The organism is Variovorax sp. 05T418 (assembly GCF_056396385.1).
In genome coordinates this window covers 287,408-312,276 of the sequence record NZ_JBFTLJ010000003.1, presented here as the reverse complement: position 1 = coordinate 312,276, position 24,869 = coordinate 287,408, and the positions used below count along the sequence as shown (strand labels likewise).

Annotated in this window: 22 protein-coding genes; 8 read left to right on the top strand and 14 right to left on the bottom strand. The window is 67.7% G+C overall.

The genetic code is table 11. The features are described from left to right. Window positions 1-3 precede the first annotated feature (3 nt). Window positions 4-513 carry a cupin domain-containing protein gene (locus AC1DMS_RS07450; RefSeq protein WP_012746094.1) on the bottom strand — a complete coding sequence of 170 codons (510 nt, stop codon included), beginning with the start codon at window positions 511-513 and terminating at the stop codon, window positions 4-6. Beyond that, window positions 510-1,922 carry a UDP-N-acetylmuramate:L-alanyl-gamma-D-glutamyl-meso-diaminopimelate ligase gene (gene mpl / locus AC1DMS_RS07445; protein ID WP_012746095.1) on the bottom strand — a complete coding sequence of 471 codons (1,413 nt, stop codon included), beginning with the start codon at window positions 1,920-1,922 and terminating at the stop codon, window positions 510-512. Before mpl ends, AC1DMS_RS07450 begins: the two co-directional genes overlap by 4 nt. Window positions 1,923-2,024: 102 nt before the next feature. On the opposite strand from mpl, the gene AC1DMS_RS07440 reads away from it, so the two are divergent. From AC1DMS_RS07440 to AC1DMS_RS07410, 7 genes are all read left to right on the top strand, one after another. Next, on the top strand, window positions 2,025-2,624 hold the full coding sequence (locus AC1DMS_RS07440; protein ID WP_012746096.1) for a hypothetical protein: 600 nt from the start codon (window positions 2,025-2,027) through the stop codon (window positions 2,622-2,624). Then, window positions 2,625-3,173, top strand: a complete 549-nt coding sequence (locus tag AC1DMS_RS07435; protein WP_012746097.1) for a TlpA family protein disulfide reductase — start codon at window positions 2,625-2,627, stop codon at window positions 3,171-3,173. 99 nt (window positions 3,174-3,272) lie between these two features. Beyond that, window positions 3,273-3,734: an acetyl-CoA carboxylase biotin carboxyl carrier protein gene (gene accB, locus AC1DMS_RS07430; protein ID WP_012746098.1), complete on the top strand. Its 462-nt coding sequence runs from the start codon at window positions 3,273-3,275 to the stop codon at window positions 3,732-3,734. A 2-nt stretch (window positions 3,735-3,736) separates the two neighbouring features. Beyond that, complete coding sequence (gene accC / locus AC1DMS_RS07425) at window positions 3,737-5,086, top strand: acetyl-CoA carboxylase biotin carboxylase subunit (RefSeq protein WP_012746099.1); 1,350 nt, start codon at window positions 3,737-3,739, stop codon at window positions 5,084-5,086. Between the two features lie 16 nt (window positions 5,087-5,102). After that, window positions 5,103-5,987 (top strand): 50S ribosomal protein L11 methyltransferase, encoded by an 885-nt coding sequence (gene prmA / locus AC1DMS_RS07420; RefSeq protein WP_012746100.1) that lies wholly within the window; start codon window positions 5,103-5,105, stop codon window positions 5,985-5,987. 73 nt (window positions 5,988-6,060) lie between these two features. Continuing rightward, the gene (locus AC1DMS_RS07415; RefSeq protein ID WP_478180839.1) at window positions 6,061-7,404 is read left to right on the top strand and encodes a zinc-ribbon and DUF3426 domain-containing protein; all 1,344 of its coding nucleotides are present in this window, start codon (window positions 6,061-6,063) and stop codon (window positions 7,402-7,404) included. 58 nt (window positions 7,405-7,462) lie between these two features. Next, complete coding sequence (locus tag AC1DMS_RS07410) at window positions 7,463-8,365, top strand: carbohydrate kinase family protein (RefSeq protein WP_012746102.1); 903 nt, start codon at window positions 7,463-7,465, stop codon at window positions 8,363-8,365. Window positions 8,366-8,447: 82 nt separating this feature from the next. Here the strand turns inward: AC1DMS_RS07410 and AC1DMS_RS07405 are convergent, their stop codons facing one another. The 8 genes from AC1DMS_RS07405 to AC1DMS_RS07370 all read right to left on the bottom strand — a co-directional run bounded on the left by AC1DMS_RS07405 (window position 8,448) and on the right by AC1DMS_RS07370 (window position 18,766). Further along, the gene (locus AC1DMS_RS07405) at window positions 8,448-8,972 is read right to left on the bottom strand and encodes a histone H1-like DNA-binding protein (protein WP_012746103.1); all 525 of its coding nucleotides are present in this window, start codon (window positions 8,970-8,972) and stop codon (window positions 8,448-8,450) included. Between the two features lie 200 nt (window positions 8,973-9,172). Beyond that, window positions 9,173-10,348: a ribonucleotide-diphosphate reductase subunit beta gene (locus tag AC1DMS_RS07400; protein WP_012746104.1), complete on the bottom strand. Its 1,176-nt coding sequence runs from the start codon at window positions 10,346-10,348 to the stop codon at window positions 9,173-9,175. A 178-nt stretch (window positions 10,349-10,526) separates the two neighbouring features. Further along, window positions 10,527-13,442 carry a ribonucleoside-diphosphate reductase subunit alpha gene (locus AC1DMS_RS07395; RefSeq protein WP_012746105.1) on the bottom strand — a complete coding sequence of 972 codons (2,916 nt, stop codon included), beginning with the start codon at window positions 13,440-13,442 and terminating at the stop codon, window positions 10,527-10,529. A gap of 350 nt (window positions 13,443-13,792) precedes the next feature. After that, a complete protein-coding gene (gene ampD / locus AC1DMS_RS07390) occupies window positions 13,793-14,401 on the bottom strand; it encodes a 1,6-anhydro-N-acetylmuramyl-L-alanine amidase AmpD (RefSeq protein WP_012746106.1) in 609 nt (202 codons plus the stop codon). Then, entirely contained in the window at window positions 14,388-15,929 is a 1,542-nt protein-coding gene (locus tag AC1DMS_RS07385) for a sigma-54-dependent transcriptional regulator (RefSeq protein WP_012746107.1), read from the bottom strand. Before AC1DMS_RS07385 ends, ampD begins: the two co-directional genes overlap by 14 nt. A gap of 25 nt (window positions 15,930-15,954) precedes the next feature. Continuing rightward, window positions 15,955-17,655 (bottom strand): two-component system sensor histidine kinase NtrB, encoded by a 1,701-nt coding sequence (locus AC1DMS_RS07380; protein ID WP_012746108.1) that lies wholly within the window; start codon window positions 17,653-17,655, stop codon window positions 15,955-15,957. Between the two features lie 41 nt (window positions 17,656-17,696). After that, window positions 17,697-17,957 carry a PP0621 family protein gene (locus AC1DMS_RS07375; RefSeq protein ID WP_012746109.1) on the bottom strand — a complete coding sequence of 87 codons (261 nt, stop codon included), beginning with the start codon at window positions 17,955-17,957 and terminating at the stop codon, window positions 17,697-17,699. Then, window positions 17,954-18,766 carry a cytochrome C assembly family protein gene (locus AC1DMS_RS07370; protein ID WP_012746110.1) on the bottom strand — a complete coding sequence of 271 codons (813 nt, stop codon included), beginning with the start codon at window positions 18,764-18,766 and terminating at the stop codon, window positions 17,954-17,956. Before AC1DMS_RS07370 ends, AC1DMS_RS07375 begins: the two co-directional genes overlap by 4 nt. Before the next feature lie 98 nt (window positions 18,767-18,864). On the opposite strand from AC1DMS_RS07370, the gene ffh reads away from it, so the two are divergent. Beyond that, on the top strand, window positions 18,865-20,253 hold the full coding sequence (gene ffh / locus AC1DMS_RS07365; RefSeq protein ID WP_012746111.1) for a signal recognition particle protein: 1,389 nt from the start codon (window positions 18,865-18,867) through the stop codon (window positions 20,251-20,253). Window positions 20,254-20,343: 90 nt separating this feature from the next. Here the strand turns inward: ffh and mdoH are convergent, their stop codons facing one another. The 4 genes from mdoH to AC1DMS_RS07345 all read right to left on the bottom strand — a co-directional run bounded on the left by mdoH (window position 20,344) and on the right by AC1DMS_RS07345 (window position 24,798). Then, window positions 20,344-22,359, bottom strand: coding sequence for a glucans biosynthesis glucosyltransferase MdoH (mdoH, locus tag AC1DMS_RS07360; RefSeq protein WP_012746112.1), 2,016 nt, complete (start codon window positions 22,357-22,359; stop codon window positions 20,344-20,346). A gap of 7 nt (window positions 22,360-22,366) precedes the next feature. After that, entirely contained in the window at window positions 22,367-22,570 is a 204-nt protein-coding gene (locus tag AC1DMS_RS07355) for a hypothetical protein (protein ID WP_012746113.1), read from the bottom strand. A gap of 193 nt (window positions 22,571-22,763) precedes the next feature. Continuing rightward, on the bottom strand, window positions 22,764-24,152 hold the full coding sequence (locus AC1DMS_RS07350; protein WP_012746114.1) for a sigma 54-interacting transcriptional regulator: 1,389 nt from the start codon (window positions 24,150-24,152) through the stop codon (window positions 22,764-22,766). 34 nt (window positions 24,153-24,186) lie between these two features. Next, window positions 24,187-24,798, bottom strand: a complete 612-nt coding sequence (locus tag AC1DMS_RS07345; protein ID WP_230537741.1) for a hypothetical protein — start codon at window positions 24,796-24,798, stop codon at window positions 24,187-24,189. Window positions 24,799-24,869: the final 71 nt, after the last annotated feature.

The following is a 24,869-nucleotide window of genomic DNA, read 5'->3' as shown; positions in this document are numbered from 1 at the left end:
GGGTCAAAGCATCCCGGCCAGGTCCGGCCAGTGGTGCCGCATGGCGGCGGCTTCATCGCTGTCCGGCGGCACCAGGGAGAAGTCGGCGAAGTCGAAGCCCGGGCCGACCATGCAGGCGACCAGCGTGTAGTCGCCGCTCGCGTGGCCCTGGATCGGCCGGGCGGCCTGCCACTGGCCGGCCGGCACCACATGCTGGGGGCGCGTGCCGTGCGCATCGACCGGGCCCAGGCGCACATGGGCCGGCGCCGTGCGCAGCGCGGCATCGCAGGTCCAGAGCGCCAGCGGCACGCCTTCCAGGTGCACCCACACTTCATCCGACAGCACCCGGTGCCAGCGCGAATGCTGTCCGGCCTCGAGCAGGAAGTAGATGCTGGTGAGCGCGCTGCGCGGCGTGCGGCCGTCGGTGGGAACGACGCTCGCCGCCGAGCGGAACACCTCGCTGTACCAGCCACCCTCGGGGTGGGGCTGCAGCTTCAGGCTCTCGATCAGTTCGCGGGCGCGCATGGCCGTCATGCTGCGCTGGCCGCGCGCAGCGCTGCAAGCAATTTGTCGTGCACGCCGCCGAAGCCGCCGTTGCTCATGCAGACGATGTGGTCGCCGGGCCGCGCCGCCGCGACGATCTGCGCCACCAGCGGTTCGATGGCACCGGCCACCTGCGCGCGCTCGCCCATCGGGGCCAGGGCCGCGGCGGCGTCCCAGTCGAGGCCGGCCGTGTGGCAGAACGACAGGTCGGCCGCTTCCAGGCTCCACGGCAGCTGCGCCGCCATGACGCCCAGCTTCATCGTGTTGCTGCGCGGCTCGAAGGCCGCGAGGATGCGCTCGCCCTGCCGGCCGGCGTCGTCGAGCTTCTTGCGCAGCCCGTCGAGCGTGGTGCGGATGGCGGTGGGATGGTGGGCGAAATCGTCGTAGACGGTGATCGCGCCGCCGCTGCGCTCGACGCTGCCGCGCAGCTCCATGCGCCGGCGCACGCTCCTGAAGCTGCCGAGCGCGCGGGCCGCATCGGCCGGCGCCACGCCCACATGCTCTGCCGCCGCGATGGCGGCCAGCGCGTTCATCTGGTTGTGCAGGCCCGAGAGCTCCCACTCGACCCGGCCGACCGCCTCGCCCTGGCGCAGCACGTCGAAGGCGTCATGCGTGCCGCGGGCCTGCCATCCGCTGTTCGGACCGCCGGCGCCGAAGCGCGCCAGTTCGCTCCAGCAGCCCTCTGCCAGCACGCGCTGCAGGCTTTCCTCGGTGGCGTTCACCACCAGCCGGCCGGTTCCCGGCACCGTGCGCACGAGGTGATGGAACTGGCGTTCGATCGCGGCCAGGTCGTCGAAGATGTCGGCGTGGTCGAACTCCAGGTTGTTGAGGACCGCGGTGCGCGGGCGGTAGTGCACGAACTTGCTGCGCTTGTCGAAGAAGGCCGTGTCGTACTCGTCGGCCTCGATGACGAAGGCCGAACCGTTGCCGAGCCGCGCCGAGACGCCGAAGTCCAGCGGCACCCCGCCCACAAGGAAGCCCGGCGCCTTGCCGCCCTGTTCGAGCACCCAGGCCAGCATCGAGGTGGTGGTCGTCTTGCCGTGGGTGCCGGCCACGGCCAGAACATGGCGGCCCTGCAGCACATGCTCGGCCAGCCACTGCGGTCCGCTGGTGTAGGGCCTGCCGGCGTCGAGGATGGCTTCCATCAGCGGAAACTTGGGCGTGCCGTCAGCCAGCCGGGCCCTCGAAACCACGTTGCCGACCACGAAGACGTCGGGTGAAAGCGCGAGCTGGTCCGCGCCGAAGCCCTCGATCAGGTCGATGCCGAGCGACCGGAGCTGGTCGCTCATGGGCGGGTACACGCCGGCGTCGCAGCCCGTGACCCGGTGGCCTGCCTCGCGTGCCAGGGCGGCCAATCCGCCCATGAACGTGCCGCAGATGCCAAGAATATGAATGTGCATCGGCCGATTCTAGGGAGGCGGCAAGCGGTGTCCGCGCTCCCGTCCTCGTCCCCTGTACTGATGTTTGTGCGAGGGGCGCCGTACTGCGGGCAAAATGTCCCGATGGACACGTCCACCAAGCGCGAGATTGCCGCCGCCGCAGCCCGCCTCGTCGTCGAGGAGGGGCTGGAGTACGGCCCGGCCAAGCGCCGGGCGCTGCGCGACCTGGGCCTGTCCTCGCGCACGGCGCTGCCGAACAACGACGAGGTGGAGGCCGAGGTGCGCGACTACATCGCGCTCTATTGCGCCGACACCCAGCCACAGGAACTGCGTGCGCTGCGGCTGCTCGCGCTCGAATGGATGGAGCGCATGGCGGCGTTCCGCCCGCATGTGGGCGGCGCCGTCTGGCACGGCACCGCCACGCGGCTGTCAGACATTTATATTCAATTGTTCTGCGATGATTCCAAGTCGGCCGAGATTGCCCTGATCGACCACCACGTGGACTACGAGCCGCGCATGGTCACCGGGTTTCACGGCGAGCAGGTGGAAGCGCTGAGCGTGCATGCCGCAAGCCGCGCGCTGGGCGAGGAAATCGGGGTGCACCTGCTGGTGTACGACCTCGACGACCTGCGCGGCGCGCTCCGGCCCGACGCCCAGGGCCGCACGCCGCGTGGCGACCTCGCGGCGCTGCGCCGGCTGATCGAAAGTGAAAAGGACAAGTGAATGACTTCTTCGCCCACACGGCGAGGCCTCCTTTATGGCGGCGTGGCGGTCGCGGCCGCTGCGGCCGGACTGGGCGGCGCATGGTGGCGTGAGCGCGGCAGCAGCAGCCCGAAGGGCGAAGTGCTGGCCGCAAGCTTCTGGACGCAGCGCTTCGAGCGGCCCGAGGGCGGCGAACTGGTGTTTTCCGATTTGCGCGGCAAACCGCTGCTGCTCAACTTCTGGGCCACGTGGTGTCCGCCGTGCGTGGAAGAAATGCCGATGATCGACCGCTTCTTCCGCGAAAATGGCGCGAACGGCTGGCAAGTCGTTGGTTTGGCCATCGATCAGCCGAGCGCGGTGCGCAAGTTCCTGCAGAAGACGCCGGTCAGCTACCCCACGGGCCTGGCCGGCCTGCAGGGCACGGAGCTGGTCAAGAATCTCGGCAACACGGGCGGCGGGTTGCCGTTCACGCTGGTCCTGAACGGCACGGGCGAAGTGGCGGCCCGTAAAATGGGCAAGCTCGAAGCGGCCGACCTGGACGCTTGGCGGCGTGAACTGGTTCACGGTTAGAATCAGATACACACTCGGCATTAGCCGCCAATCGCTGAAAATCACCGATTTTCAGACAAGTTACATCCTATTGACCGGCAAAGTCGGCACTGGAGCTCCATGGATCTGCGCAAACTCAAGACACTGATCGATTTGGTGTCGGAATCCAATATTTCCGAACTGGAAATCACTGAAACCGAAGGCAAGGTTCGCATCGTCAAGGGCGGCGGCGCTGCCCCGGTGCAATATGTACAGACCGTGGCGGCTGCACCCGCTGCTGCTCCTGCCGCCGGCGCACCGGCAGCACCCGCGCTTCCCAGCGCCCCCGCACCTGAAGCGGCACCCGCCGGCCATGCGATCAAGTCGCCGATGGTGGGTACTTTCTACCGCTCTTCCAGCCCGGGTGCCCCGGCCTTCGTCGAGATCGGCAGCAAGGTCAACGAGGGCGACACGGTCTGCATCATCGAAGCGATGAAGATCCTCAACGAAATCGAAGCTGACAAGTCCGGCACGATCACCCAGATCCTCGGCGAAAACGGTCAGGCGGTCGAATACGGCCAGCCACTGTTCATCATCGAGTGACCATGTTCAAGAAGATCCTGGTTGCAAACCGGGGGGAAATCGCCCTCCGGATCCAGCGCGCCTGCAGCGAGCTCGGCATCAAGGCCGTGATGGTCTATTCCGAAGCCGACCGCGACGCAAAGTACGTCAAGCTTGCGCAGGAGGCCGTGTGCATCGGCCCGGCGCCCTCGTCGCTGAGCTATCTCAACATGCCGGCCATCATCTCGGCGGCCGAGGTGACCGACGCCGAGGCCATCCACCCCGGCTACGGCTTCCTGAGCGAGAACGCGAATTTCGCCGAGCGCGTGGAGCAGAGCGGTTTCCAGTTCATCGGCCCGACGCCTGAAAACATCCGTGTCATGGGCGACAAGGTCTCGGCCAAGCAGGCCATGATCAAGGCCGGCGTGCCGTGCGTGCCGGGCTCCGAGGGCGAGCTCTCGGACGACGCCACCACCAACAAGCGCATTGCCCGCGCCATCGGCTACCCGGTCATCATCAAGGCGGCCGGCGGCGGCGGTGGCCGCGGCATGCGCGTGGTGCACACCGAGGCCGCGCTGATCAACGCGATCCAGATGACCAAGGCGGAAGCCGGCGCTGCATTCAGCAATCCGGCCGTGTACATGGAGAAGTTTCTCCAGAACCCGCGCCACGTCGAGATCCAGATCCTGGCCGACAAGCACAAGAACGCGGTCTACCTGGGCGAGCGCGACTGCTCCATGCAGCGGCGCCACCAGAAGGTGATCGAGGAATCGCCGGCACCCGGCATCCCGCGCAAGCTGATCGAGAAGATCGGCGAGCGCTGCGCCGCGGCCTGCAAGAAGATCGGCTACCGAGGCGCCGGCACCTTCGAGTTCCTCTACGAGAACGGCGAGTTCTATTTCATCGAGATGAACACGCGCGTGCAGGTGGAGCACCCGGTGACCGAGTTCACCACCGGCATCGACATCGTGAAGACGCAGATCATGGTGGCGGCCGGCGAGAAGCTGCCGTTCACGCAGCGCCAGATCGAGATGCGCGGCCACGCCATCGAGTGCCGCATCAACGCCGAGGACGCCTGGAAGTTCACGCCGTCGCCGGGCCGCATCACCATGTGGCACCCGCCGGGCGGCCCTGGCGTGCGCGTCGATTCGCATGCGTACACCAACTACTTCGTGCCGCCCAACTACGACTCGATGATCGGCAAGATCATCGTCTACGGCGACACGCGCGAGCAGGCCATGGCGCGCATGCGCACGGCGCTGAACGAAACCGTGATCGAAGGCATCCAGACCAACATCCCGCTGCACCGCGAGCTGATGGTCGACGCCAAGTTCATGAGCGGCGGCACCAACATCCACTATCTGGAAGAGTGGCTGGCGGCGCACAAGCGCTGACCCACGAAACGACGCCATGTTCGAACTTCGCCTGATGGCGCCGGAAGACCGGGTCGAAACGGTCAGCGACGCGCTCGACGCACTCGATGCGCTGAGCGTGTCGGTGGAAGACGCCGATGCGCAGACCGATGCGGAGCAGGCGCTGTTCGGCGAGCCCGGCATGCCGCCGCCCAAGGAAGGCTGGCAGCGTTCGCGCGTGATTGCGCTGTTTGCCGATGAAGCGCTTGCGAAAGAGGCGGCGTCGGTGCTTGCGCTGCAGGACTTCTTCGAAGGCTGCGCGGTGCTCGGCGTGGCACCGGTGCCCGAGCAGGACTGGGTGCGGCTCACGCAATCGCAGTTCGCGCCGGTCGAGATCACGCCCGAATTCTGGATCGTGCCCACCTGGCATGAGCCGCCCGCGCAGGCAAGGCAGGTGATGCGGCTCGACCCGGGGCTGGCCTTTGGCACCGGCACCCATCCCACCACGCGCATGTGCCTGCGCTGGATCGCAAGGCAGGGTTCGTTCGCCGGCCAGCGCGTGCTCGACTACGGCTGCGGCTCCGGCATCCTGGCCATTGGCGCGGCGAAGTTCGGCGCGACCGACATCGATGCCGTCGACATCGACGAGGCGGCAGTGTCGTCGACCCGCCTCAACGCCGAAGCCAACGGCGTGCGCCTGAACGCCGGCCTGCCCGAAGCGGCCAAGGGCAACTACGGCACCGTGCTGGCCAACATCCTGGCCACGCCACTCAAGGTGCTTGCGCCACTGCTGCGCAGCCACGTGGCGCCCGGTGGATCGCTGGTGCTGGCCGGCATCCTCGAGCGCCAGGCCGACGAGCTGAAGGAAGCCTATGCGCCTTATGCCGCGCTCGAAGTCAGCGACAGCGAGGACGGCTGGATCCTCATGACGGCGCGCTGCTGAGGACGCACGCGCCTGCCGTTTCGCGTTTGATCCCACTGGCGCGGCGAGGGCCCAACCCTACAATCGCCCCGTCATGAGCCTCGTCACGCGCTGCCCCGCCTGTGCCACCACCTTCAAGGTGGTGCGCGACCAGCTTCGCATTTCGGATGGCTGGGTGCGCTGCGGACGCTGCAGTCACGTGTTCGACGCCACGCTCGACCTGCACGAGGCGCCCGATGGCCCGCCGGCCGCGAGCGCTGCGCCTCCCCCCGCGCCGGCACCCGCCGCGCCGACCGAGCCGCCGTCCTCCTCCGATGCGATCGAAGACGCGGATTTCTTCGACGACGAACCCGAGGATCGCGAACCGCCGGAGGCTGCGGCTTCCGAGGCCGAGCCGCCGCCAACACCGGAGCCCGTGCCTGCATCGGCACCTGTCTCCACGCCCGCGCCCACCTTCGCCTTGCCGGCGCACGGCATCGTCGCCGACGAGCTGTGGACCGACTTCGAAGCCAACGAGCCCGAATGGCGGCCGCCGGCGAGTTCGCTGCCGCCGTTTCCGAACATCGACCTGAATCTGGCGGCCCCGCCTTCGCCGCCGCCCCCGCCCGCACCGCCGTTGCCGGCCCTGCGCCTCAAGGCGCGCGAGATGGCGGCAACGGCCAGCGAGGAAGACGAAAAGCACGCGCCCGAACAAGACCGCGACCAGGTGCAGATGCAAAAGGCGCTGCGCCGGGCCCGCATCAAGTCGGCCAAGATTGCGAGCGCCAAGGCGCGCGACGAGCGCGCCGCCGCAAAGATGTCAGCCTCGATGGTGCGGGAGGCGAGCGAGCCCGAGCCGGGCCTGCTCCCTTCGCCTCTGCCGTCGGTCCGCGGCGATGCGGAAGATTCGGAGCGGCTTCCTTTTTCCGACGGCAACGAGAACTCGGGCCGTGACATTGCGGGTGTCTGGCAGCGGCCTGGGGTGCGGCGCTGGCTCTGGCTGCTGGCCGTGCTTGCCGTCCTGCTTCTGGTCGTGCAGGTCCTGCGCCACGAACGCGACGGCATCGTTGCGCGCCAGCCGAACCTGCGTCCCGCATTCGCGGGCCTGTGCCGCGTGACCGGCTGCGAGCTCACCGCGCTGCGGCAGATCGGCGACATCGTGATCGAGGGCGCGGCCTTCGCGCGCGAAAAAACCGGCAACAGCGACTACCGGCTCAGCTTCACGCTGCGCAATGGCGCGGCCGTTCCCCTGGCCATGCCGGCCATCGAGCTTTCGTTGCTCGACACGCAGGAGCGCGCCGTGGTGCGACGCGTGCTGATGGCGGCGGACTACGGCGCACCGGCGGTGCTTGCGGCGCGCTCCGACCAGGCCGCGTCATTGCCGCTGAGCTTGTCGGCAGCGGAGGCGGCCGCGCTGCCGCCCATTGCAGGCTACCGCGTCGAAGCGTTCTATCCTTGAGGCCTGGCTCGCGCCCGCCTTTTCATTCATCCACCCATTCCTACCCAACGGCTCACCCATGGCAGCAGTGATTTGCGGTTCCCTCGCGTTCGACACCATCATGACCTTCGAGGGCCGGTTCGCCGACCAGATCCTTCCGGACCAGCTGCACATCCTCAATGTGTCGTTCCTCGTGCCGGGCCTGCGGCGCGACTTCGGCGGCTGTGCCGGCAACATCGCCTACAGCCTCAATGCGCTGGGCGGCACCGCACTGCCGATGGCCACCCTCGGCAGCGACGGCGCCGACTACCTGGAGCGCATGCGCATGCTGGGCATCAGCACCGAGTTCGTGCGCCAGCTCGACGACACCTTCACCGCGCAGGCGATGATCATGAACGACGTCGACAACAACCAGATCACCGCGTTCCACCCCGGTGCGATGCAGCAGGCGCACCTCACGAAGATTGCCGCGCGTGAAGACATCCGCGTCGGCATCATCGCGCCCGACGGCCGCGAGGCGATGCTGCAGCATGCGGAGCAGTTCGCCGCGGCCGGTATTCCGTTCGTGTTCGATCCGGGCCAGGGCCTGCCGATGTTCGACGGCGAGGCGCTCAAGCACTTCGTCGACCTGGCGAGCTGGGTCGTCGTCAACGACTACGAAGGCAAGATGCTGTCGCAGCGCACCGGCTGGAGCCTGGCCGAGATCTCGAAGCGCGTGCGCGGCCTGGTCGTCACGCTGGCGGCGGAAGGCTGCGAGGTCTGGATCGACGGCGAGCGCGAGCATGTGCCGGGCGTGACGCCGACGGCGGTGGTCGAGCCCACCGGTTGCGGCGATGCCTGGCGCGGCGCGCTCTTGTTCGGCCTCGAGAAGGAATGGCCGCTTGCGCAGTGCGCGGCGCTCGGCAACCGCATCGGCGCGCTCAAGATCGCGCAGCGCGGGCCGCAGAACTACCAGATCGACCTGAAGGCGCTGGGCCTCTGAGCTGCCCGCTGGCAGGCGCCCATAAAAAAAACCCGGCACCGTGAGGTGCCGGGTTTTTTGCCGTCAAGGCTGCTGAGCAGACTCAGGGCTTGCTGGCCGTCGGAAACGGCCAGGCTGCCTGGGGGTTCAGCGTCGTTTGCGCAGCAGGAGCAGGCGCTACGGCAGGAGCCTTGGCAGCCTTCTTGGCAGCAGGCTTCTTGGCAGCAGCGGCAGGCTTGGCAGCGGGCTTTTTCGCGGCTTTCTTGGCCGCAGCCTTTTTGGCAGGAGCCTTCTTGGCGGCAGCCTTCTTCGCAGGGGCCTTCTTGGCAGCGGCCTTCTTTGCCGGAGCCTTCTTCGCCGCCGCCTTCTTGGCAGGAGCCTTCTTCGCTGCGGCCTTCTTCGCCGGAGCCTTCTTGGCAGCGGCCTTCTTTGCCGGAGCTGCCTTCTTGGCGGCTACCTTCTTCGCAGGCGCCTTCTTGGCGGCTACCTTCTTCGCTGCGACCTTCTTGGCCGGAGCCTTCTTCGCAGCTACCTTCTTGGCGGGAGCCTTCTTAGCGGCCGCGACCTTCTTTGCCGGAGCCTTCTTTGCAGCGGCTTTCTTAGCCGGCGCTTTCTTTGCAGTTGCCATTTCTATTTCTCCTTGATCAAGTTGAAAAAATCAACCTATTGAAGCACTCCACGCACGTTGGTAGCGTGAAGCGATCCATGGCGTTGGAATCTGAGCTCCAGCACCATGAACACCTGAGCCCTCGTCCATGCCGCGCTCTTCGGCGCGATCGGTGGCAAGGGCAATTCTTGAATTCATTAATTCTTGTCGAAAGATTCGATTCAATCCCAGGAGAGCGCACCACCCGACTGGTATTCGATCACGCGGGTTTCGAAGAAATTGCGCTCTTTCTTCAGGTCAATCATTTCGCTCATCCAGGGGAACGGGTTTTCCTCGTTCGGGAAGAGCGTTTCGAGGCCGATCTGCTGCGCGCGCCGGTTGGCGATGTAGCGCAGGTAGCCCTTGAACATGGAGGCGTTCATGCCGAGCACGCCACGCGGCATGGTGTCTTCGGCGTATTTGTACTCGAGCTCGACGGCCTTCAGGAAGAGGGCCTTGATCTCGGCCTTGAACTCGGGGGTCCAGAGGCCGGGGTTCTCGAGCTTGAGCTGGTTGATCAGGTCGATGCCGAAATTGCAGTGCATCGACTCGTCGCGCAGGATGTACTGGTACTGCTCGGCGGCGCCGGTCATCTTGTTCTGGCGGCCGAGCGCAAGGATCTGCGTGAAGCCGACGTAGAAGAACAGGCCCTCCATCAGGCAGGCGAACACGATGAGCGACTTGAGCAGGGTCTGGTCGGTCTCGTGCGTGCCGGTCTTGAAGTTCGGGTCGCTGATGGCGTCGATGAACGGGATCAGGAACTGGTCCTTCTCGCGGATCGACGGCACTTCGTTGTAGGCGTTGAAGATCTCGCTCTCGTCCAGGCCGAGCGACTCGACGATGTACTGGTAGGCGTGCGTGTGGATCGCTTCCTCGAAGGCCTGGCGCAGCAGGAACTGGCGGCATTCGGGCGCCGTGATGTGGCGGTAGGTGCCCAGCACGATGTTGTTGGCGGCCAGCGAGTCGGCGGTCACGAAGAAGCCGAGGTTGCGCTTGACGATGCGGCGCTCGTCTTCGGTCAGGCCGTTCGGGTCTTTCCAGAGCGCGATGTCGCGCGTCATGTTCACTTCTTGCGGCATCCAGTGGTTGGCGCAGGTGGCGAGGTATTTTTCCCAGGCCCACTTGTACTTGAACGGCACCAGCTGGTTGACGTCGGTCTGGCCGTTGATGATGCGCTTGTCGGAAGCCTTGACGCGCTGCGCCGCGGCGGGTGCCACGGGCTGTTGTGCAATCGACGAAGTCGGAGCATCCACCGGTCGGCCTGCGGACAGGCCGCTGGTCGATGCGTGGTGTTGCTGCAATCCTTGTTGCATATCCTTTGATAAGGAGGGCTTGACTTCTTCGTCCCAGGTCAACATAGAAAAATCCAATGCTCAATTATCGGAGCAACGATGTGAGTTGCAAAGTGCTCGTTCACGTCGCGCTCCATTTATGTGGTTGTTATGTTGCTCTCATGCATCGCGCGATGTCAGTCGATGCCGTGATCGACTGAGGGTCCGCGCGTCGTGCATGCACCTCTCTCGCTTCACTCGCGCGTCATTGGCATGCTTCGCAAGTCGGATCGTCGACGCCGCAGAACGCGATGTCGGTGGCAGGCATTGCACTCATCTGCGCCTTCGCTGCGGCAGCTGCGGCTTCGAGTGCGCTCATGCCCGAAGAGGCATCGCTGCCCGACGACACCGCGTTGAGGCGGCCCGACTGCACGGTGGATTTCTCGGCGTGCGTCGCGCTCTGCGTGCGCAGGTAGTAGGTGGTCTTCAGGCCGCGCAGCCATGCGAGCTTGTAGGTGTCGTCGAGCTTCTTGCCCGATGCGCCGGCCATGTAGATGTTGAGCGACTGCGCCTGGTCGATCCACTTCTGGCGGCGCGCTGCGGCTTCGACCAGCCAGGTGGTCTCGACTTCGAACGCGGTGGCGTAGAGCGCCTTCACGTCCTGCGGCACGCGGTCGATCGGACGCAGCGAACCGTCGAAGTGCTTCAGGTCCATCACCATCACGTCGTCCCACAGGCCCAGGCGCTTCAGGTCGCGCACCAGGTAGTGGTTGATGACGGTGAATTCGCCCGACAGGTTCGACTTGACCGAGAGGTTGCCGAAGCAGGGCTCGATGGAAGCGTCGACGCCGATGATGTTCGAGATGGTCGCGGTCGGGGCGATGGCCACGCAGTTGGAATTGCGCATGCCGTCGGCCTTGATCTTCTGGCGCAGGGCCTCCCAGTCGAGCGTGGCCGAGCGGTCCACTTCGACGTAGCCGCCGCGGGCTTTTTCGAGCAGGTCGAGCGTGTCGATCGGAAGGATCCCCTTGTCCCACAGCGAGCCCTTGTAGCTCGAGTACTTGCCGCGTTCGCGGGCCAGCTCGGTCGAGGCCCAGTAGGCGTGGTAGCAGATGGCTTCCATCGACTCGTCGGCAAACTGCACGGCTTCCTGCGAAGCGTAGGGAATGCGCAGTTCGTACAGCGCGTCCTGGAAGCCCATCAGGCCCAGGCCGACCGGGCGGTGGCGCAGGTTCGAGTCGCGCGCCTTCTTCACGGCGTAGTAGTTGATGTCGATCACGTTGTCGAGCATGCGCATCGCGGTCGAGATGGTGCGCTTGAGCTTTTCCTGGTCGACCTTGCCGTCCTTCAGGTGCTGCAGCAGGTTCACCGAACCCAGGTTGCAGACGGCGGTTTCGGTGTCGCTGGTGTTCAGCGTGATCTCGGTGCACAGGTTCGACGAGTGCACCACGCCGGCGTGCTGCTGCGGCGAGCGCACGTTGCAGGCGTCCTTGAACGTGATCCAGGGATGGCCGGTCTCGAACAGCATCGTGAGCATCTTGCGCCACAGGTCCGAGGCCTGGATGGTGCGGGCAGGCTTGATCTCGCCGCGCGCGGCCTTTTCTTCGTAGGCGACATACGCCTTCTCGAAGTCGGCGCCGAACAGGTCGTGCAGGTCGGGCACGTTGGAGGGCGAGAACAGCGTCCAGGTGCCCTTTTCCATCACGCGGCGCATGAAGAGGTCGGGGATCCAGTTGGCGGTGTTCATGTCGTGCGTGCGGCGGCGGTCGTCGCCGGTGTTCTTGCGCAGTTCCAGGAACTCCTCGATGTCGAGGTGCCAGGTTTCCAGGTACGTGCAGACGGCGCCCTTGCGCTTGCCGCCCTGGTTCACGGCCACGGCCGTGTCGTTGACCACCTTGAGGAAGGGCACCACGCCCTGCGATTCGCCGTTGGTGCCCTTGATGTGGCTGCCGAGCGCGCGCACGCGGGTCCAGTCGTTGCCCAGGCCGCCCGCGAACTTGGAGAGCAGCGCGTTTTCCTTGATCGATTCGTAGATGCCGTCCAGGTCGTCGGGCACGGTGGTCAGGTAGCAGCTGGACAGCTGCGAGCGCAGCGTGCCGGCGTTGAACAGGGTGGGCGTGCTCGACATGAAGTCGAAGGACGACAGCACCTCGTAGAACTCGATGGCGCGGGCCTCGCGGTCGATTTCGCCGAGCGACAGGCCCATGGCCACGCGCATGAAGAAGGCCTGCGGCAGTTCGATGCGCGACTTGCGCACGTGCAGGAAGTAGCGGTCGTACAGCGTTTGCAGGCCGAGGTAGTCGAACTGGTTGTCGCGTTCGGCCTTGAGCGCGGCGCCCAGGCGCGGCAGGTCGTACTGCAGCAGCTTCTCGTCGAGCAGGTCGTTCTCGACGCCCTTCTTGATGAACTGCGGGAAGTAGTCGGCGTAGGCGGTGGCGCGCTCGGCGGGCATCACTTCGCGGCCGATGATCTCCTTGAAGATCGTGTGCAGCAGCAGGCGGGCGGTCGCGAAGGTGTAGTCGGGGTCTTTTTCGATCAGCGTGCGGGCCGCCAGGATCGAGGCCTTGTAGACCTCGTCGAGCGGCACGCCGTCGTACAGGTTGCGCATGGTCTCGGCGACGATCGGCGCGGCGGTGATGCTGTCGCCCAGGTTTTCGCAGGCCGATTCGATCAGGCCCTTGAGCTGGTTCAGGTCGAGCGCGACGCGTTCGCCGTTGTCCAGCACGTGCAGCGTGGGCGTGGCGGGTGCTTCCTGCTCGACCTGCTTGGAACGCTCTTGCGTGCGGCGCTCGCGGTAGAGCACGTAGGCGCGCGCGATCTCGTGGTGGCCGCCGCGCATCAGGCCGAGTTCGACCTGGTCCTGCACGTCTTCGATGTGGAAGGTGCCGCCGCCCGGACGCGAACGCACCATGGCGCGGATCACGCCTTGCGTGAGCGCGTCGACCGTTTCGCGCACGCTGGCCGAAGCCGCGCCCTGGGTGCCGTGCACGGCCAGGAAGGCTTTCATCATCGCGATGGCGATCTTGTTGGGTTCGAAGGGAACCACGGCGCCGTTGCGGCGGATGATCTGGTAGTGCGCGAGGTTCTGTCCGGCGGGCGAGCCGGCGGTGTCGCGCTGCTGCTGCGTGGGCGTGGAGGGAACGGCACGCGAGGTCGATGGGGTGTTCAGGGCTGTTTGCATTCGCTTCCTCTCGGTTGGCAATTCTTGTTGGATGGCAACGCCTTGGTTGGGCGTCGCGCCGGCGTTGTTGACCGGACGGAGGACACTATATCTAGGGTCTGAGGGGTGTACAACCCACTAGATGTAGCGTTTTCCAGTGGATACAACCCTGGCCGATATTTCTTTCGGCCTAGGTCACGGCCGTCGATGCCGCATGAATACTGGCCTATGTTGTCGCAACCCGCATGGGCCGTGGCTTGCAGGCCGATTTGGGCTTGCAGGGCGCATGGTTGCTGCATGCAGCGGCTGCAATTTTCTCATTGCTGCGCCGCGGGACCGGCGCATCGCGAGGCGCCGCGCGATTGAAAAAATTAGCGCTGCACCACCTGCGGAGGAAACATCTGTGGACTCCAGCCGAGGTGCCCGCGCAGCAATTGCCAATCGAAGCCGGCGCCGGGGTCCTGTTTTCGGCCTGGCGCAATGTGCTCGTGGCCGGCGATGTGCGCGATGGCGTAGTGCTGCGCGATGGCGGGGCAGAGGCTGGCCAGCGCCTCGTACTGTGCTTCTTCGAAGGGCTGGCCTTCGAGGCCTTCGAGCTCGATGCCGATGGAGTCGTCGTTGCAGTTCTCGCGGCCGCGCCACGACGACACGCCGGCATGCCAGGCGCGATCGTCGCAGCTCACGAACTGCCAGAGCTCGCCGTTGCGCCGCACATAGAAGTGCGAGGAAACCGCAAGGCCGCGGATCGACTGGAAGTAGGGGTGCGCGTCCCAGTCGAGCTGGTTGGTGAAGAGCTGCTGCACGGCCTCGCCGCCGTATTCGCCGGGCGGCAGGCTGATGGAGTGCAGCACGATCAGGTCGGTCTGCGCGCCCGCGGGCCGGGGCCCGAAATTCGGCGAGCGCAGCGCCTTGGCAAAGCGGTACCAGCCGGCGTGCCAGAGCCCGTCGTCGTTGCTTGCCGGTGCTTCAGTCGTCGGCATGGCTGGTGCTGCTGGCACCTTCGTCGCCGCCGGGCGTGGTGATGCCCAGCCGCGCGATGCGGTAGCGGATCTGGCGCAGGCTCATGCCGAGCCGCGCGGCGGCGGCCGTTCGATTGAAGCCGCTTTCGTGCAGCGCGCGCACGAGGATCTCGCGCTCCTGCTGATCGAGGTAGGCCTGCAGGTCCGAGGGGAGGGCGGGCGCCACAGGCTTGGATTCCGCGGCGGGCGCAGCGGCCGCCCGAGGCGCTTCGCCGCCGGCCGCGGCGGCAGAAGAGGGCGCGGGTTCGGCGATGGCCGTCTCGGCCGGTGCCTCGGCAGCCTCCGGCCGCGGCGCCATCAGGTCCAGGTGCAGTTCGTCGCCGTCGTTGAGCGCCACCGCGCGGTGCAGCAGGTTCTCGAGCTCCCGCACGTTGCCGTCGAGCCGGTGCTGGGCCAGGCGGCGCAGCAGTTCGGCGGAAAGATGCGGCACCGGCAGCCCGCCGTCCTGCGCAATGCGCGCGAGCAGCGCGGCGCAAAGCGCGGGCAGGTCCTCGCGCCGGTCGCGCAGCGCGGGTACCGCGATCTCGATCACGTTGAGCCGGTAGAACAGGTCCTGCCGGAAGCGGCCGGCCTGGACTTCGGCATGGAGATCCTTGTGGGTGGCGCTCACGATGCGCACGTCGACCGCGTCTTCCTGCGTCGAGCCGATGGAGCGCACGCTGCGCTCCTGGATCGCACGCAGCAGCTTGGACTGCATCGCCAGCGGCAGGTCGCCGATTTCGTCGAGAAAGAGCGTGCCGCCGCGCGCGGCCTGGAAGTAGCCGTCGCGGTCCTGCGACGAGCCGGTGTAGGAGCCCTTGCGGGCGCCGAAGAACTCGGCCTCGAGCAGGTTCTCGGGAATGGCGCCGCAGTTGACCGCGACGAAGGGGCCCTCGCTGCGCTGGCTGCAGGCATGCACGGCGCGCGCCACCAGTTCCTTGCCGGTGCCCGATTCGCCGCGCACCAGCACCGGCGCCATGCCGCGCGCCACCTTGGCGATGCGCGACTTGACCAGGCGCATCGGCTCCGAGTCGCCCACCAGCCGCTCGAGCGCGGCGACGCCGCTGTCCGGAACGGCCGGCGCGCCGGCGCGCAACGGGTCCGCGGGCGCCGCCTGCCAGGCCTTGGCCGGCGCTGCCTGCTGCGCCTGCACCGCGGACGCGACCACGGCGCGGAACTGCTTCAGGTCGACCGGCTTGGTCAGGTAGTCGAAGGCGCCGGCCTTCAGCGCCTCGACCGCGTTCTCGGCCGAGCCGTAGGCCGTCATCACCACGCAGCGCTCGCTGCGCTGGTTCTTCTGGATGCGGTGGATGATTTCCATGCCCTGTCCATCGGGCAGCCGCATGTCGGTGATCACCGCATCGAACTGCCCCGCCTCCAGGTGCTGCCAGGCTTCCGACACGCTGCCGGCGGCCTCGACGCGATAGCCTTCGCGCAGCAGGGTCAGTTCGTACAGCGTGCGCAGGTCGGGCTCGTCATCGATGACCAGGATGTTGGCCGGGCGCTGCATGGAGGGATGGGGAGTGCTCACAACGCTATTGTGTCAGCCGGTTTTCGCTCGGCGCAAAGCTGACGAAGAATTCATTGCCCTCGGGCCCCCCCGCCACCAGCGCGCGCCGCTCGTAGCCGATGGTGGCGCCGTGGCGCCGGCACAGCTCGCGGCACAGGAAGAGGCCGAGCCCGCTGGAGCGGCTCTCGGATGAGAAAAAAGGCTCGAACAGGTGGCGCTGCACCGCCGGCTCCAGCGGCGCGCCGTCGCTCCACACCTGCAGGCTGGGGCGGCCGGCGCTGCCGCGCTGCGTGGTGGTGACGACCTGGATCGCGCCCGCGCGGCTGCTCGCGTAGCGCGCTGCGTTGTCCAGCAGGTTCACGAGCAGGCGGCGCAGGTGCTCGACATCGAAGCGCACCTCGGCGTCGGCGGCGTCCAGCGCGATCAGCACGCCCTGGCGCTGCGTCTGGCGCACCCACTCTTCGGCCAGCGCCTGCACCGCGGGATCGAGCACGACCTGCTCGCCGAGCGAAAGCACGCGCTGCTGGCGTGCGCGCGAGACGTCGAGCACGTCGTCCACGATGCGTGCGAGCCGCTGCGCGTTGTGCTGCACCATGCTGGTCAGCTTGCGGTGCGCGGGGTCGGTGAGGTCTTCGTTGAGCAGCGCGCTGGCCTGCGTGATGGCCGCGAGCGGATTGCGGATCTCGTGCGCCACCGCGGCCGACATCCGGCCCATCGCGGCCAGCTTCTCGGTGCGGATGCGGGCCTCGAGTTCGCGCAGGTCCTGCAGGAACATCACGCAAAGGCTGTCGACGTGCCGGCTGCTGGTGGGCGTGAGCCGCGTGCGCACGCGCACCTCGCGCGCGGCGCCGCGCGCCTGCGCCACCGGAATTTCCTCGCTTTGCGGCGCGCGCCGCGCAAAGGTCTGGCGCGCCAGCGCAGCCAGCGCATGCCAGGCGGGCTGCGCATGCAGCGCGAACGGCAGGCCGAGCCGGGCCAGCCCCTGGCCGAGGATCGCGTCGGCCGCCGGATTGGCCGCATGCACCATGCCTTCGGCGTCGATCACCAGCACGCCTTCGCTCAGCGTCTCGATCACCAGGTCGTTGACTTGCGCCTGCATCTGCGCGCTGCTTCGGTTGCGCAGCGCGGTTTCTTCCTCGCGGGCCAGCCGGCGCGCCAGCTCGTGCGCCAGCAGGGCCACCACGAAGAGCCCGGTGCCGGTGAGCGCCGCCTGCACGAAGCGGGTGGAGGAATCGCCGGGCTGCTGCAGCAGCCAGTGCCAGCCGGCATCGGCGAGCAGCAGCAGCGTGACCGTGGCCGTGGTGCCCAGGCCCACGGTCACCGTGCCCAGCACCGCGCTCATGAGCACCGGCAGCGCGAACAGCGGCGTGTAGTTGATGCTGCCGCCCTGGAGCACCTGCAGCGCGGTGAAGGTGCCCAGGTCGATGCCGATGGTGAGGAACCACAGCATGCCGAAGGCGCGGATCGGCGGCGTGAAATGCGCGTAGCGGGCGCCCAGCCAGGTGGCAGCCAGGTAGCCGGCCGAAAGCGCCACGGCCAGCGGCTGCACCGTCTGGCCGAGCGCCATGGCCACGCCCTGCAGCAGCACGAGCACCAGCGCAACGAAGCAGCGCGCCGCCATGAAGCCGCGCCACAGCCGCAGCAGCGCGGCGCTTTCGCCGGGGCCCGGCTCGAGCGTGCTCCAGTCGGTGGCGGGTTCGCCGCGCGACCATGGGGAAGAACTCACGGATGCACCCTTGGCGCTGTGCTCATCGATGCCGCGCCCGCTCAGCCGCGCTCGGCGGCCTGGCGGTGCGCCGCGCTGCAGTAGACCGCGCCGCCCGGTCCCGCGATTGCATCGCTTGCAGGCAGGTGCAAGCCGCAATGGGCGCAGCGCAGCATGGCCTGCGGCGAAGCCGGCGCTGCGGGCGGGCGCCTGGCCGCGCGCGCCGCCTCTTCGCGCAGGGTCTCGCGCATTTCTTCCCGGCGGTTCTTGCGCCAGAGCCAGATCGCCACCCAGAGCACCGCGAGAACGAGCAGGTATTTCATGTCGCGCCGCGCGCCAGCACCACTTCGAGCACGAAACGCGAGCCCACATAGGCCAGCAGCAGCAGGGCGGAGCCGGCATACAGCACGCGCCGCGCCGTGCGGCCGCGCCATCCGAAGCGGACCCGGCCGATCAGCAGCACCGCGAAACTGATCCAGGCGAGCACCGAGAACACCGTCTTGTGGTCCCACTTCCAGCCGCGCACGCTCGCGCCGTACAGCGTTTCGCTGAACAGCAGGCCCGCGAGCAGCGTGGCGGAAAGCAGCACGAAGCCGGCCATCACGAAGCGGAAGGTGAGCCGCTCGAGCGTGAGCAGCGGCACGCCGCTCTGCGGCTCGGCGGCGGCAAGGCGGATCTGCTTTTCGGCCCGCGTGATCAGCCAGGCATGGACCACCGCAGCGCCGAACAGGCCGTACGAGGCAATGCCCAGCGCAAGGTGCAGCGGCAGCCAGGGCGATGCCGACACATGCAGCGGCGTGCCGGGAAAGAGAATGGCCAGCAGCACGGCGGCCGCGCCAAGCCAGGCCAGCGCGCGGCGCACCTTGAGCTGCGGGTACATGCGGCTTTCGACCGCGTAGACCGTGAGCACCAGCCAGGCCGTGACCGAAAGCGCCGGTGCAAAGCCGAATTTCGGCTGGCTGCCGACGAGGCCATGGCCCAGCACCGCGGCATGCAGAAGCCACGCCAGCCCGAGGGCCCACTGGGTGGCCTTGCGGCTCAGCCTGGCGCCCGCGGCAGCGGCAAATCCATAGGCAGCCGCGGTGGCGATGCCCAGCGCCACGGCAAGTGGGGAGGGGATCGCTAAAATCATTGCCGGAGTTTATCTCCCCCAGGCTTGCGCACTTCGCGTCGCGGCGCCAACCCCCCTTTCCAATGACCCGCCGCGGCGGGCAGCAAGGCATCTCCTTCATGGCCACCGCCCTCACAGAAAAGTTCTCCCGCCTCGTCAAGACGATGAGCGGCCAGGCGCGCATCACCGAAAGCAACGTGCAGGACATGCTGCGCGAAGTGCGCATGGCCCTGCTCGAAGCCGACGTGGCGCTGCCCGTGGTGCGCGATTTCGTCGCCCGCGTGAAGGAAAAGTCGCTCGGCCAGGAAGTGCTGGGCTCGCTCAAGCCGGGCCAGGCGCTGGTCGGCATCGTCAACCGCGAGCTCGCCGCCACCATGGGCGAGGGCGTGTCCGACATCAACCTGGCGGCGCAGCCGCCGGCCGTGATCCTCATGGCCGGCCTGCAGGGCGCGGGCAAGACCACCACCACCGCCAAGCTGGCCAAGCACCTGATCGAGAAGCGCAAGAAGAAAGTGCTCACGGTCTCCGGCGACGTCTACCGGCCCGCCGCCATCGAGCAGCTCAAGATGGTCACCAAGCAGGCCGGCGCCGAATGGTTCCCGAGCACGCCCGACCAGAAGCCGCTCGACATCGCACGCGCGGCGCTCGACCACGCCAAGCGCCACTTCTTCGACGTGCTGCTGGTCGACACCGCGGGCCGCCTGGCCATCGACGAAGTGCTGATGACCGAGATCAAGCAGCTGCACGGCGCGCTCGATCCGGTCGAGACGCTGTTCGTGGTCGACGCCATGCAGGGCCAGGATGCGATCAACACGGCCAAGGCCTTCAAGGAAGCGCTGCCGCTCACCGGCATCATCCTGACCAAGACCGACGGCGATTCGCGCGGCGGCGCGGCGCTGTCGGTGCGCCAGGTGACGGGCGTGCCGATCAAGTTCGCGGGCACCAGCGAGAAGATCGACGGCCTCGAGGTGTTCGACGCCGAGCGCCATGCGGGCCGCATCCTCGGCATGGGCGACATCGTCGCGCTGGTCGAGCAGGTCACGGCCGGCGTCGACGTGGCGGCGGCGCAGAAGCTCGCGGCCAAGGTCAAGAGCGGCGCGGGCTTCGACCTGAACGACTTCCTCGGTCAGTTGCAGCAGATGAAGCAGATGGGCGGCCTCTCGAGCCTGATGGACAAGCTGCCGCAGCAGATGGCCGCCAAGGCCACCGAGGCCGACATGACCCGCGCCGAGCGCGACATCCGCCGCAAGGAAGGCATCATCCAGAGCATGACGCCGCTGGAGCGCCGCAAGCCCGAGCTGCTCAAGGCCACGCGCAAGCGCCGCATCGCGGCCGGCGCGGGCGTGCAGGTTCAGGAAGTGAACCGCCTGCTCAACGAGTTCGAGCAGATGCAGGGCATGATGAAGAAGATGAAGGGCGGCGGCCTCATGAAGATGATGAAGAAGATGGGCGGCATGAAGGGGATGGGCGGGATGGGTGGGCCCGGTGGGCCGAAGCTGCCGTTCTAATTAAATAGAGCGATGGCTGCTGCTTCGGCAGCGCAATAAAAAAGCCGGCCTCGTGGCCGGCTTTCTTGTTTGCGGTGGAGCTTCAGCGCATCAGGCCGTTGCCAGCGCCGCAGGGCGCGCCAGGCGAAGCGCATGCATCCAGGCGCGGCGCAGCACGGCGGGCGAGCGCGATTCCTCGGGAATCAGCAGGAAGCCGCGGTCGCGCAGCGAGGTGCCCAGCGCGATCTGGCTGGTCAGCACCGTGAGCGGAATGGCCAGCAGCAGCGGCAGGCCCACCGGCATGAGCCAGATCAGCGCGCTCGGATCGATCATTGCGACACCCAGGGCCAGCGCGCCGACCACCACGCTCATGGGAGCGAGCTGCGACACGGCGACCTTCCACGGCACGGCAGCGGCTTCGCGCGGGGGCGACTTCCAGTCGAGCTTGATGCCGGTGAGGGCGACCAGCACGAACAGCGAATGGGCCAGCATGCGAACCGGCGCCTGCACGATGGCCAGGCCGCTTTCGAGCACCGAGCTCTTCACCAGGCCCCACAGGCCGCCGTACTGGCGCTGCTCGCCGCGCATCAGCACGGCCGCGATGCCGAGCACGCGGGGCAGGAACAGGAGGCACAGGGTCCAGACCCACAGGCCGGCCAGTTCCGCCGGCAGCACGCTCCAGCTGGAGATCAGGCTCGAGCCGCTCAGCCACAGCGCGGTGCCGAGCGTCAGGAATGCGAGCCACAGCGGCGCCGAGACGTAGGCCATGGTGCCGGTCACGAACATCGCGCGGTGCACCGGGTGGATGCCGGGCTCGGCCATCAGGCGGGCGTTCTGCAGGTTGCCCTGGCACCAGCGGCGGTCGCGCTGCAGTTCGGCCAAGAGGTCCGGCGGCTGCTGCTCGTAGCTGCCGACCAGGTCGGCGCAGAGCCACACGTTGTAGCCGGCGCGGCGCATCAGCGCAGCTTCGACGAAGTCGTGCGACATGATGCCGCCCGACATGCCGCCGGTGCCCTTGATGGGGGCCAGCGCGCAGTGCTTCATGAAGGGCTCGACGCGGATGATCGCGTTGTGGCCCCAGTAGTGCGATTCGCCCAGTTGCCAGAACTGCATGCCCAGCGTGAACAGGCGGCCCGTCACGCGGGAGGCGAATTGCTGCGCGCGGGCATGCAGCGTCACGTGGCCGATGGCCTGCGTGGCGGTCTGGATGATGCCGGCGGTCGGGTTGGCTTCCATCAGCTTGACCATCGAGGTCAGGCAGTCGCCGCTCATCACGGAGTCGGCGTCGAGCACGACCATGTAGCGGTAGTCCTTGCCCCAGCGGCGGCAGAAGTCGGCCACGTTGCCGGCCTTGCGGTGGGTGCGGCGGGTGCGCAGGCGGTAGTACACCTCGACCTGCGGCTGGTTGGGGCTGTCGGCCAGCGCGGCGCGCAGGTCTTCCCAGGCGGCGCGCTCGGCGGCGGCGGTTTCGGGCGAGTAGCTGTCGGACAGCACGAACACGTCGAACTGCTTGGCGTGGCCGGTGGCCGCGACCGATTCGCAGGTGGCGCGCAGGCCGGCGAACACGGTGGCCACGTCCTCGTTGCAGATCGGCATGATGATCGCGGTGCGTGCCTCGGGGTTCATCGGGTGGTGGGCCACCTGCTTGACCGAGAGCGCGTGCTTGTCGCCGCGCACCGAGACGTAGAAGCCCATGAGCGCGGTCACGAAGCCGGTCACGACCCAGCCCGAGAGCAGGCCGTACAGGCCGATCTGGCCGTATTCGAGCCAGACGTTGTCGTAGTCGGGTTGCACGCCGGCAAACAGCACGGACGCGATCACGGTGCTCAGCAGCGTGAGCGCCATGAAGGCGAAGCGGCGCTGGGCCGCGGCGCGCTGCCAGGGCTGCTTGGCCTGGGCGCCGGCTTCGGCGGTCTGGCTTTCCGGCTTGCCGCCGGCGCCGAGCTTGACCAGCAGGGCCGTGCCGATGCTGTTCCAGAAGCCGCGCCAGGGGCGGGGCGTCATGGAGCCGCGGTTGACCGGCGGAGCGGTCACGGAATTGGGATGGCGTTCTTCGCGCACCGGGCTGCGGTGCGAGAAGTCGGCTTCGGTCAGCACGTTCAGTTGGGAGAAGTCGTTCGGCTTCATGTGTGATTTACCAACGTTGCTTGTCGAGGGAAGGGGTGTCGCCAATGGCAGGAAAGCGCTTGATCACGCAATCCGGTTCGGCGCCGCCCGCGCTTGCGAGCGCGGCCACCGAATGACCGGCGGCACGGGGCCGCACGGGGGAAAACTGCTTTTGACGCAGGCCGTCGCGCTGCTGGCGCAGTGCGAAAGATGGGCTGGTGAGTGCTGTCATGCCTGTACAGGGGCAAACCCTGTGCCAGGCTGGAAAAATGCTTTCAGATCAACGACTTAGGGCGATCTGGATGCGGTTTTCGGGGTTGGGGCCGTCTGGAAGGCCCCGAAACCCCGGTTTTTGTCGCCGAATCCCGACAAGCCCGCGAGGCTGGTGGAAAATGGCCTTTTAAATCAACAACTTAGGGGCGTCGCTAGTCGGCGACAGGCTCATTGCCCGGAGCGACAGCGTCGGCCTTGAAGTGGCCCGGCGTGAGTTCGTGCTTCTGCAGCAGGCGGTAGAACTCGGTGCGGTTGCGGTCGGCCAGCCGGGCGGCGTCGGCCACGTTGCCGTCGGTCAGCTTGAGCAGCCCGACGAGGTAGTCGCGCTCGAAGCGCTGCTTGGCCTCGGCATAGGTCTGGACCTCGACCGTGGGCACGCGCAGCGCGCGCTGCACCAGCGCCAGCGGGATCAATGGCGAGCTCGACAGCGCGCAGACCTGTTCCACCACGTTGTAGAGCTGGCGCACATTGCCGGGCCAGGCCGCGGTGGCCAGCGCCTTGAGCGCCTCGGGCGCGAAGCCGGACAGCCGCTTGCCGTACTTGGTCGAGAGCTTCTGCAGGAAGTGGTTGGCCAGAAGCGGAATGTCCTCGCGCCGGGCCGACAGCGGCGGCAGCGTGAGCGTGACCACGTTGAGCCGGTAATAGAGGTCTTCGCGGAACTGGCCGGCTTCCATGGCCACGTCCAGGTCGCGGTGGGTGGCCGAGATGATGCGCACGTCGACCTCGATCGACTGGCTGGCACCCAGCGGGCGCACCGCGCGCTCCTGCAGCACGCGCAGCAGCTTGACCTGCAGGGCGGGCGGCATGTCCCCGATTTCGTCGAGCAGCAGCGTGCCGCCGTCGGCCTGCTGGAACAGGCCCTTGTGGTTGGCATGGGCGTCGGTGAAGGCGCCCTTCATGTGGCCGAACAGTTCGGATTCGAGCAGCGCCTCGGGGATGGCGCCGCAATTGACGGCCACGAAAGGCTTGTCGGCGCGCGCGCTGGCGCGGTGGATGGCGCGCGCCAGCAGTTCCTTGCCGGCGCCGCTGTCGCCGCGCAGCAGCACCGAGGCGTCCGACTTGGCGACCATGCGCGCCTCGGCCAGCAGCTCGGACATGCGGTTGCTGCGGCTCACGATCTCGGCGCGCCAGCTTTCGTCGCCGGCCTTGGCGGGCGTGCTGGCCGGTGCGCCCAGCGCCAGCGCCTGCGCGATCTTGTCGAGCAGTTCGCGGCCGTCGTAGGGCTTGGTGAGATAGGTGAACACGCCGCGCGCGGTGGCCTCGACCGCATCGGGAATGGTGCCGTGGGCGGTGAGCAGGATCACCGGCAGCGAGGGATGGCGCTTGCGAATCTCGTCGAACAGCTGGAGCCCGTCGCGGCCGGGCAGCCGCACGTCGCTGAGCACCAGCTGCGGGTGCTCGATCTCGAGCTGCGTGAGCGCGGTTTCGGCCGAGGTCACGGCCGTGACCTGGTAGCCGGCCGAACTCAGCCGCATCGAGAGCAGCCGCAGCATGTCCGGGTCGTCGTCGACCACCAGCAGGCGCGCGCCGGTCGTGCTCATCGATGGGGTTCCTTGGGCAATCGCCGGCTGCGGTTCATGGATTGGGCCTGGTGCCGCCGGGCGGAGGCAGGGTCGGCGGCGGCACGTTGTTGGGCCGCGCGAAGCTGCGCTCGATGGCGCGCAGCGCCTCGATGCGGTCGTTCAGCTGGTCGATGCGGCGCTGGCTTTCGCGCACCTGCTGCGCCTGCTTGTCGCGGTCGTCCTCGACGCGGCGCTGCTCCACGTAGCGCGCGGCCAGTGCGCGCGCCAGCGGCTGCAGCGGCTGCGCCTCGGGCGAGGGGTTGGAGATCACGCGCTGCATCAGGCCCAGCGCGCGCGCCAGGTCGGCCGGCACGCGGGTCTGTGCGAGCAGCAGCGCGAGCTGCATCTGGGCGGTGGGCGAATCGCCGGGATCGCCGGCGCGGGTGATTTCGGCGGCCAGCTCGGCGCCGCCCAGCGGGCGGACCTTGTCGGCATAGGCCAGCATGGCCGCGGCCGGGCCCTGGGTCATCAGCGTGAAGAGCGAGGCGGGCTGCGTGGCGGGCGCCTTGGGCTCGGCCTCGACCGGCATCACGCGCGGCACGGCGGGCGGCGGCGGCAGGGCCTCGGCCTCGGCGGGTGGTGCGGGCTGCGTCGCGCAGGCGGCCAGCAGCAGGACGAAAGGCATGGCCACCGCCCCGGACAGGGTCGAACTGCGGACGAACGGAAAAAGCATGGATTGAAGAAAAGGCAAGAGGC

What these genes read in the sequence shown, in the direction of transcription:
- AC1DMS_RS07400 (WP_012746104.1), bottom strand. Translation starts at nt 10,348, where the DNA reads ATGTTGACCTGGGACGAAGAAGTCAAGCCCTCCTTATCAAAGGATATG.
- AC1DMS_RS07395 (WP_012746105.1), bottom strand. Translation starts at nt 13,442, where the DNA reads ATGCAAACAGCCCTGAACACCCCATCGACCTCGCGTGCCGTTCCCTCC.
- mdoH (WP_012746112.1), bottom strand. Translation starts at nt 22,359, where the DNA reads ATGAAGCCGAACGACTTCTCCCAACTGAACGTGCTGACCGAAGCCGAC.
- ffh (WP_012746111.1), top strand. Translation starts at nt 18,865, where the DNA reads ATGGCCACCGCCCTCACAGAAAAGTTCTCCCGCCTCGTCAAGACGATG.
- AC1DMS_RS07375 (WP_012746109.1), bottom strand. Translation starts at nt 17,957, where the DNA reads ATGAAATACCTGCTCGTTCTCGCGGTGCTCTGGGTGGCGATCTGGCTC.
- AC1DMS_RS07355 (WP_012746113.1), bottom strand. Translation starts at nt 22,570, where the DNA reads ATGACAGCACTCACCAGCCCATCTTTCGCACTGCGCCAGCAGCGCGAC.
- AC1DMS_RS07415 (WP_478180839.1), top strand. Translation starts at nt 6,061, where the DNA reads ATGAGCCTCGTCACGCGCTGCCCCGCCTGTGCCACCACCTTCAAGGTG.
- AC1DMS_RS07450 (WP_012746094.1), bottom strand. Translation starts at nt 513, where the DNA reads ATGACGGCCATGCGCGCCCGCGAACTGATCGAGAGCCTGAAGCTGCAG.
- mpl (WP_012746095.1), bottom strand. Translation starts at nt 1,922, where the DNA reads ATGCACATTCATATTCTTGGCATCTGCGGCACGTTCATGGGCGGATTG.
- ampD (WP_012746106.1), bottom strand. Translation starts at nt 14,401, where the DNA reads ATGCCGACGACTGAAGCACCGGCAAGCAACGACGACGGGCTCTGGCAC.
- AC1DMS_RS07435 (WP_012746097.1), top strand. Translation starts at nt 2,625, where the DNA reads ATGACTTCTTCGCCCACACGGCGAGGCCTCCTTTATGGCGGCGTGGCG.
- AC1DMS_RS07410 (WP_012746102.1), top strand. Translation starts at nt 7,463, where the DNA reads ATGGCAGCAGTGATTTGCGGTTCCCTCGCGTTCGACACCATCATGACC.
- AC1DMS_RS07385 (WP_012746107.1), bottom strand. Translation starts at nt 15,929, where the DNA reads ATGCAGCGCCCGGCCAACATCCTGGTCATCGATGACGAGCCCGACCTG.
- AC1DMS_RS07345 (WP_230537741.1), bottom strand. Translation starts at nt 24,798, where the DNA reads ATGCCTTTCGTCCTGCTGCTGGCCGCCTGCGCGACGCAGCCCGCACCA.
- AC1DMS_RS07350 (WP_012746114.1), bottom strand. Translation starts at nt 24,152, where the DNA reads ATGAGCACGACCGGCGCGCGCCTGCTGGTGGTCGACGACGACCCGGAC.
- accC (WP_012746099.1), top strand. Translation starts at nt 3,737, where the DNA reads ATGTTCAAGAAGATCCTGGTTGCAAACCGGGGGGAAATCGCCCTCCGG.
- AC1DMS_RS07405 (WP_012746103.1), bottom strand. Translation starts at nt 8,972, where the DNA reads ATGGCAACTGCAAAGAAAGCGCCGGCTAAGAAAGCCGCTGCAAAGAAG.
- AC1DMS_RS07370 (WP_012746110.1), bottom strand. Translation starts at nt 18,766, where the DNA reads ATGATTTTAGCGATCCCCTCCCCACTTGCCGTGGCGCTGGGCATCGCC.
- prmA (WP_012746100.1), top strand. Translation starts at nt 5,103, where the DNA reads ATGTTCGAACTTCGCCTGATGGCGCCGGAAGACCGGGTCGAAACGGTC.
- accB (WP_012746098.1), top strand. Translation starts at nt 3,273, where the DNA reads ATGGATCTGCGCAAACTCAAGACACTGATCGATTTGGTGTCGGAATCC.
- AC1DMS_RS07440 (WP_012746096.1), top strand. Translation starts at nt 2,025, where the DNA reads ATGGACACGTCCACCAAGCGCGAGATTGCCGCCGCCGCAGCCCGCCTC.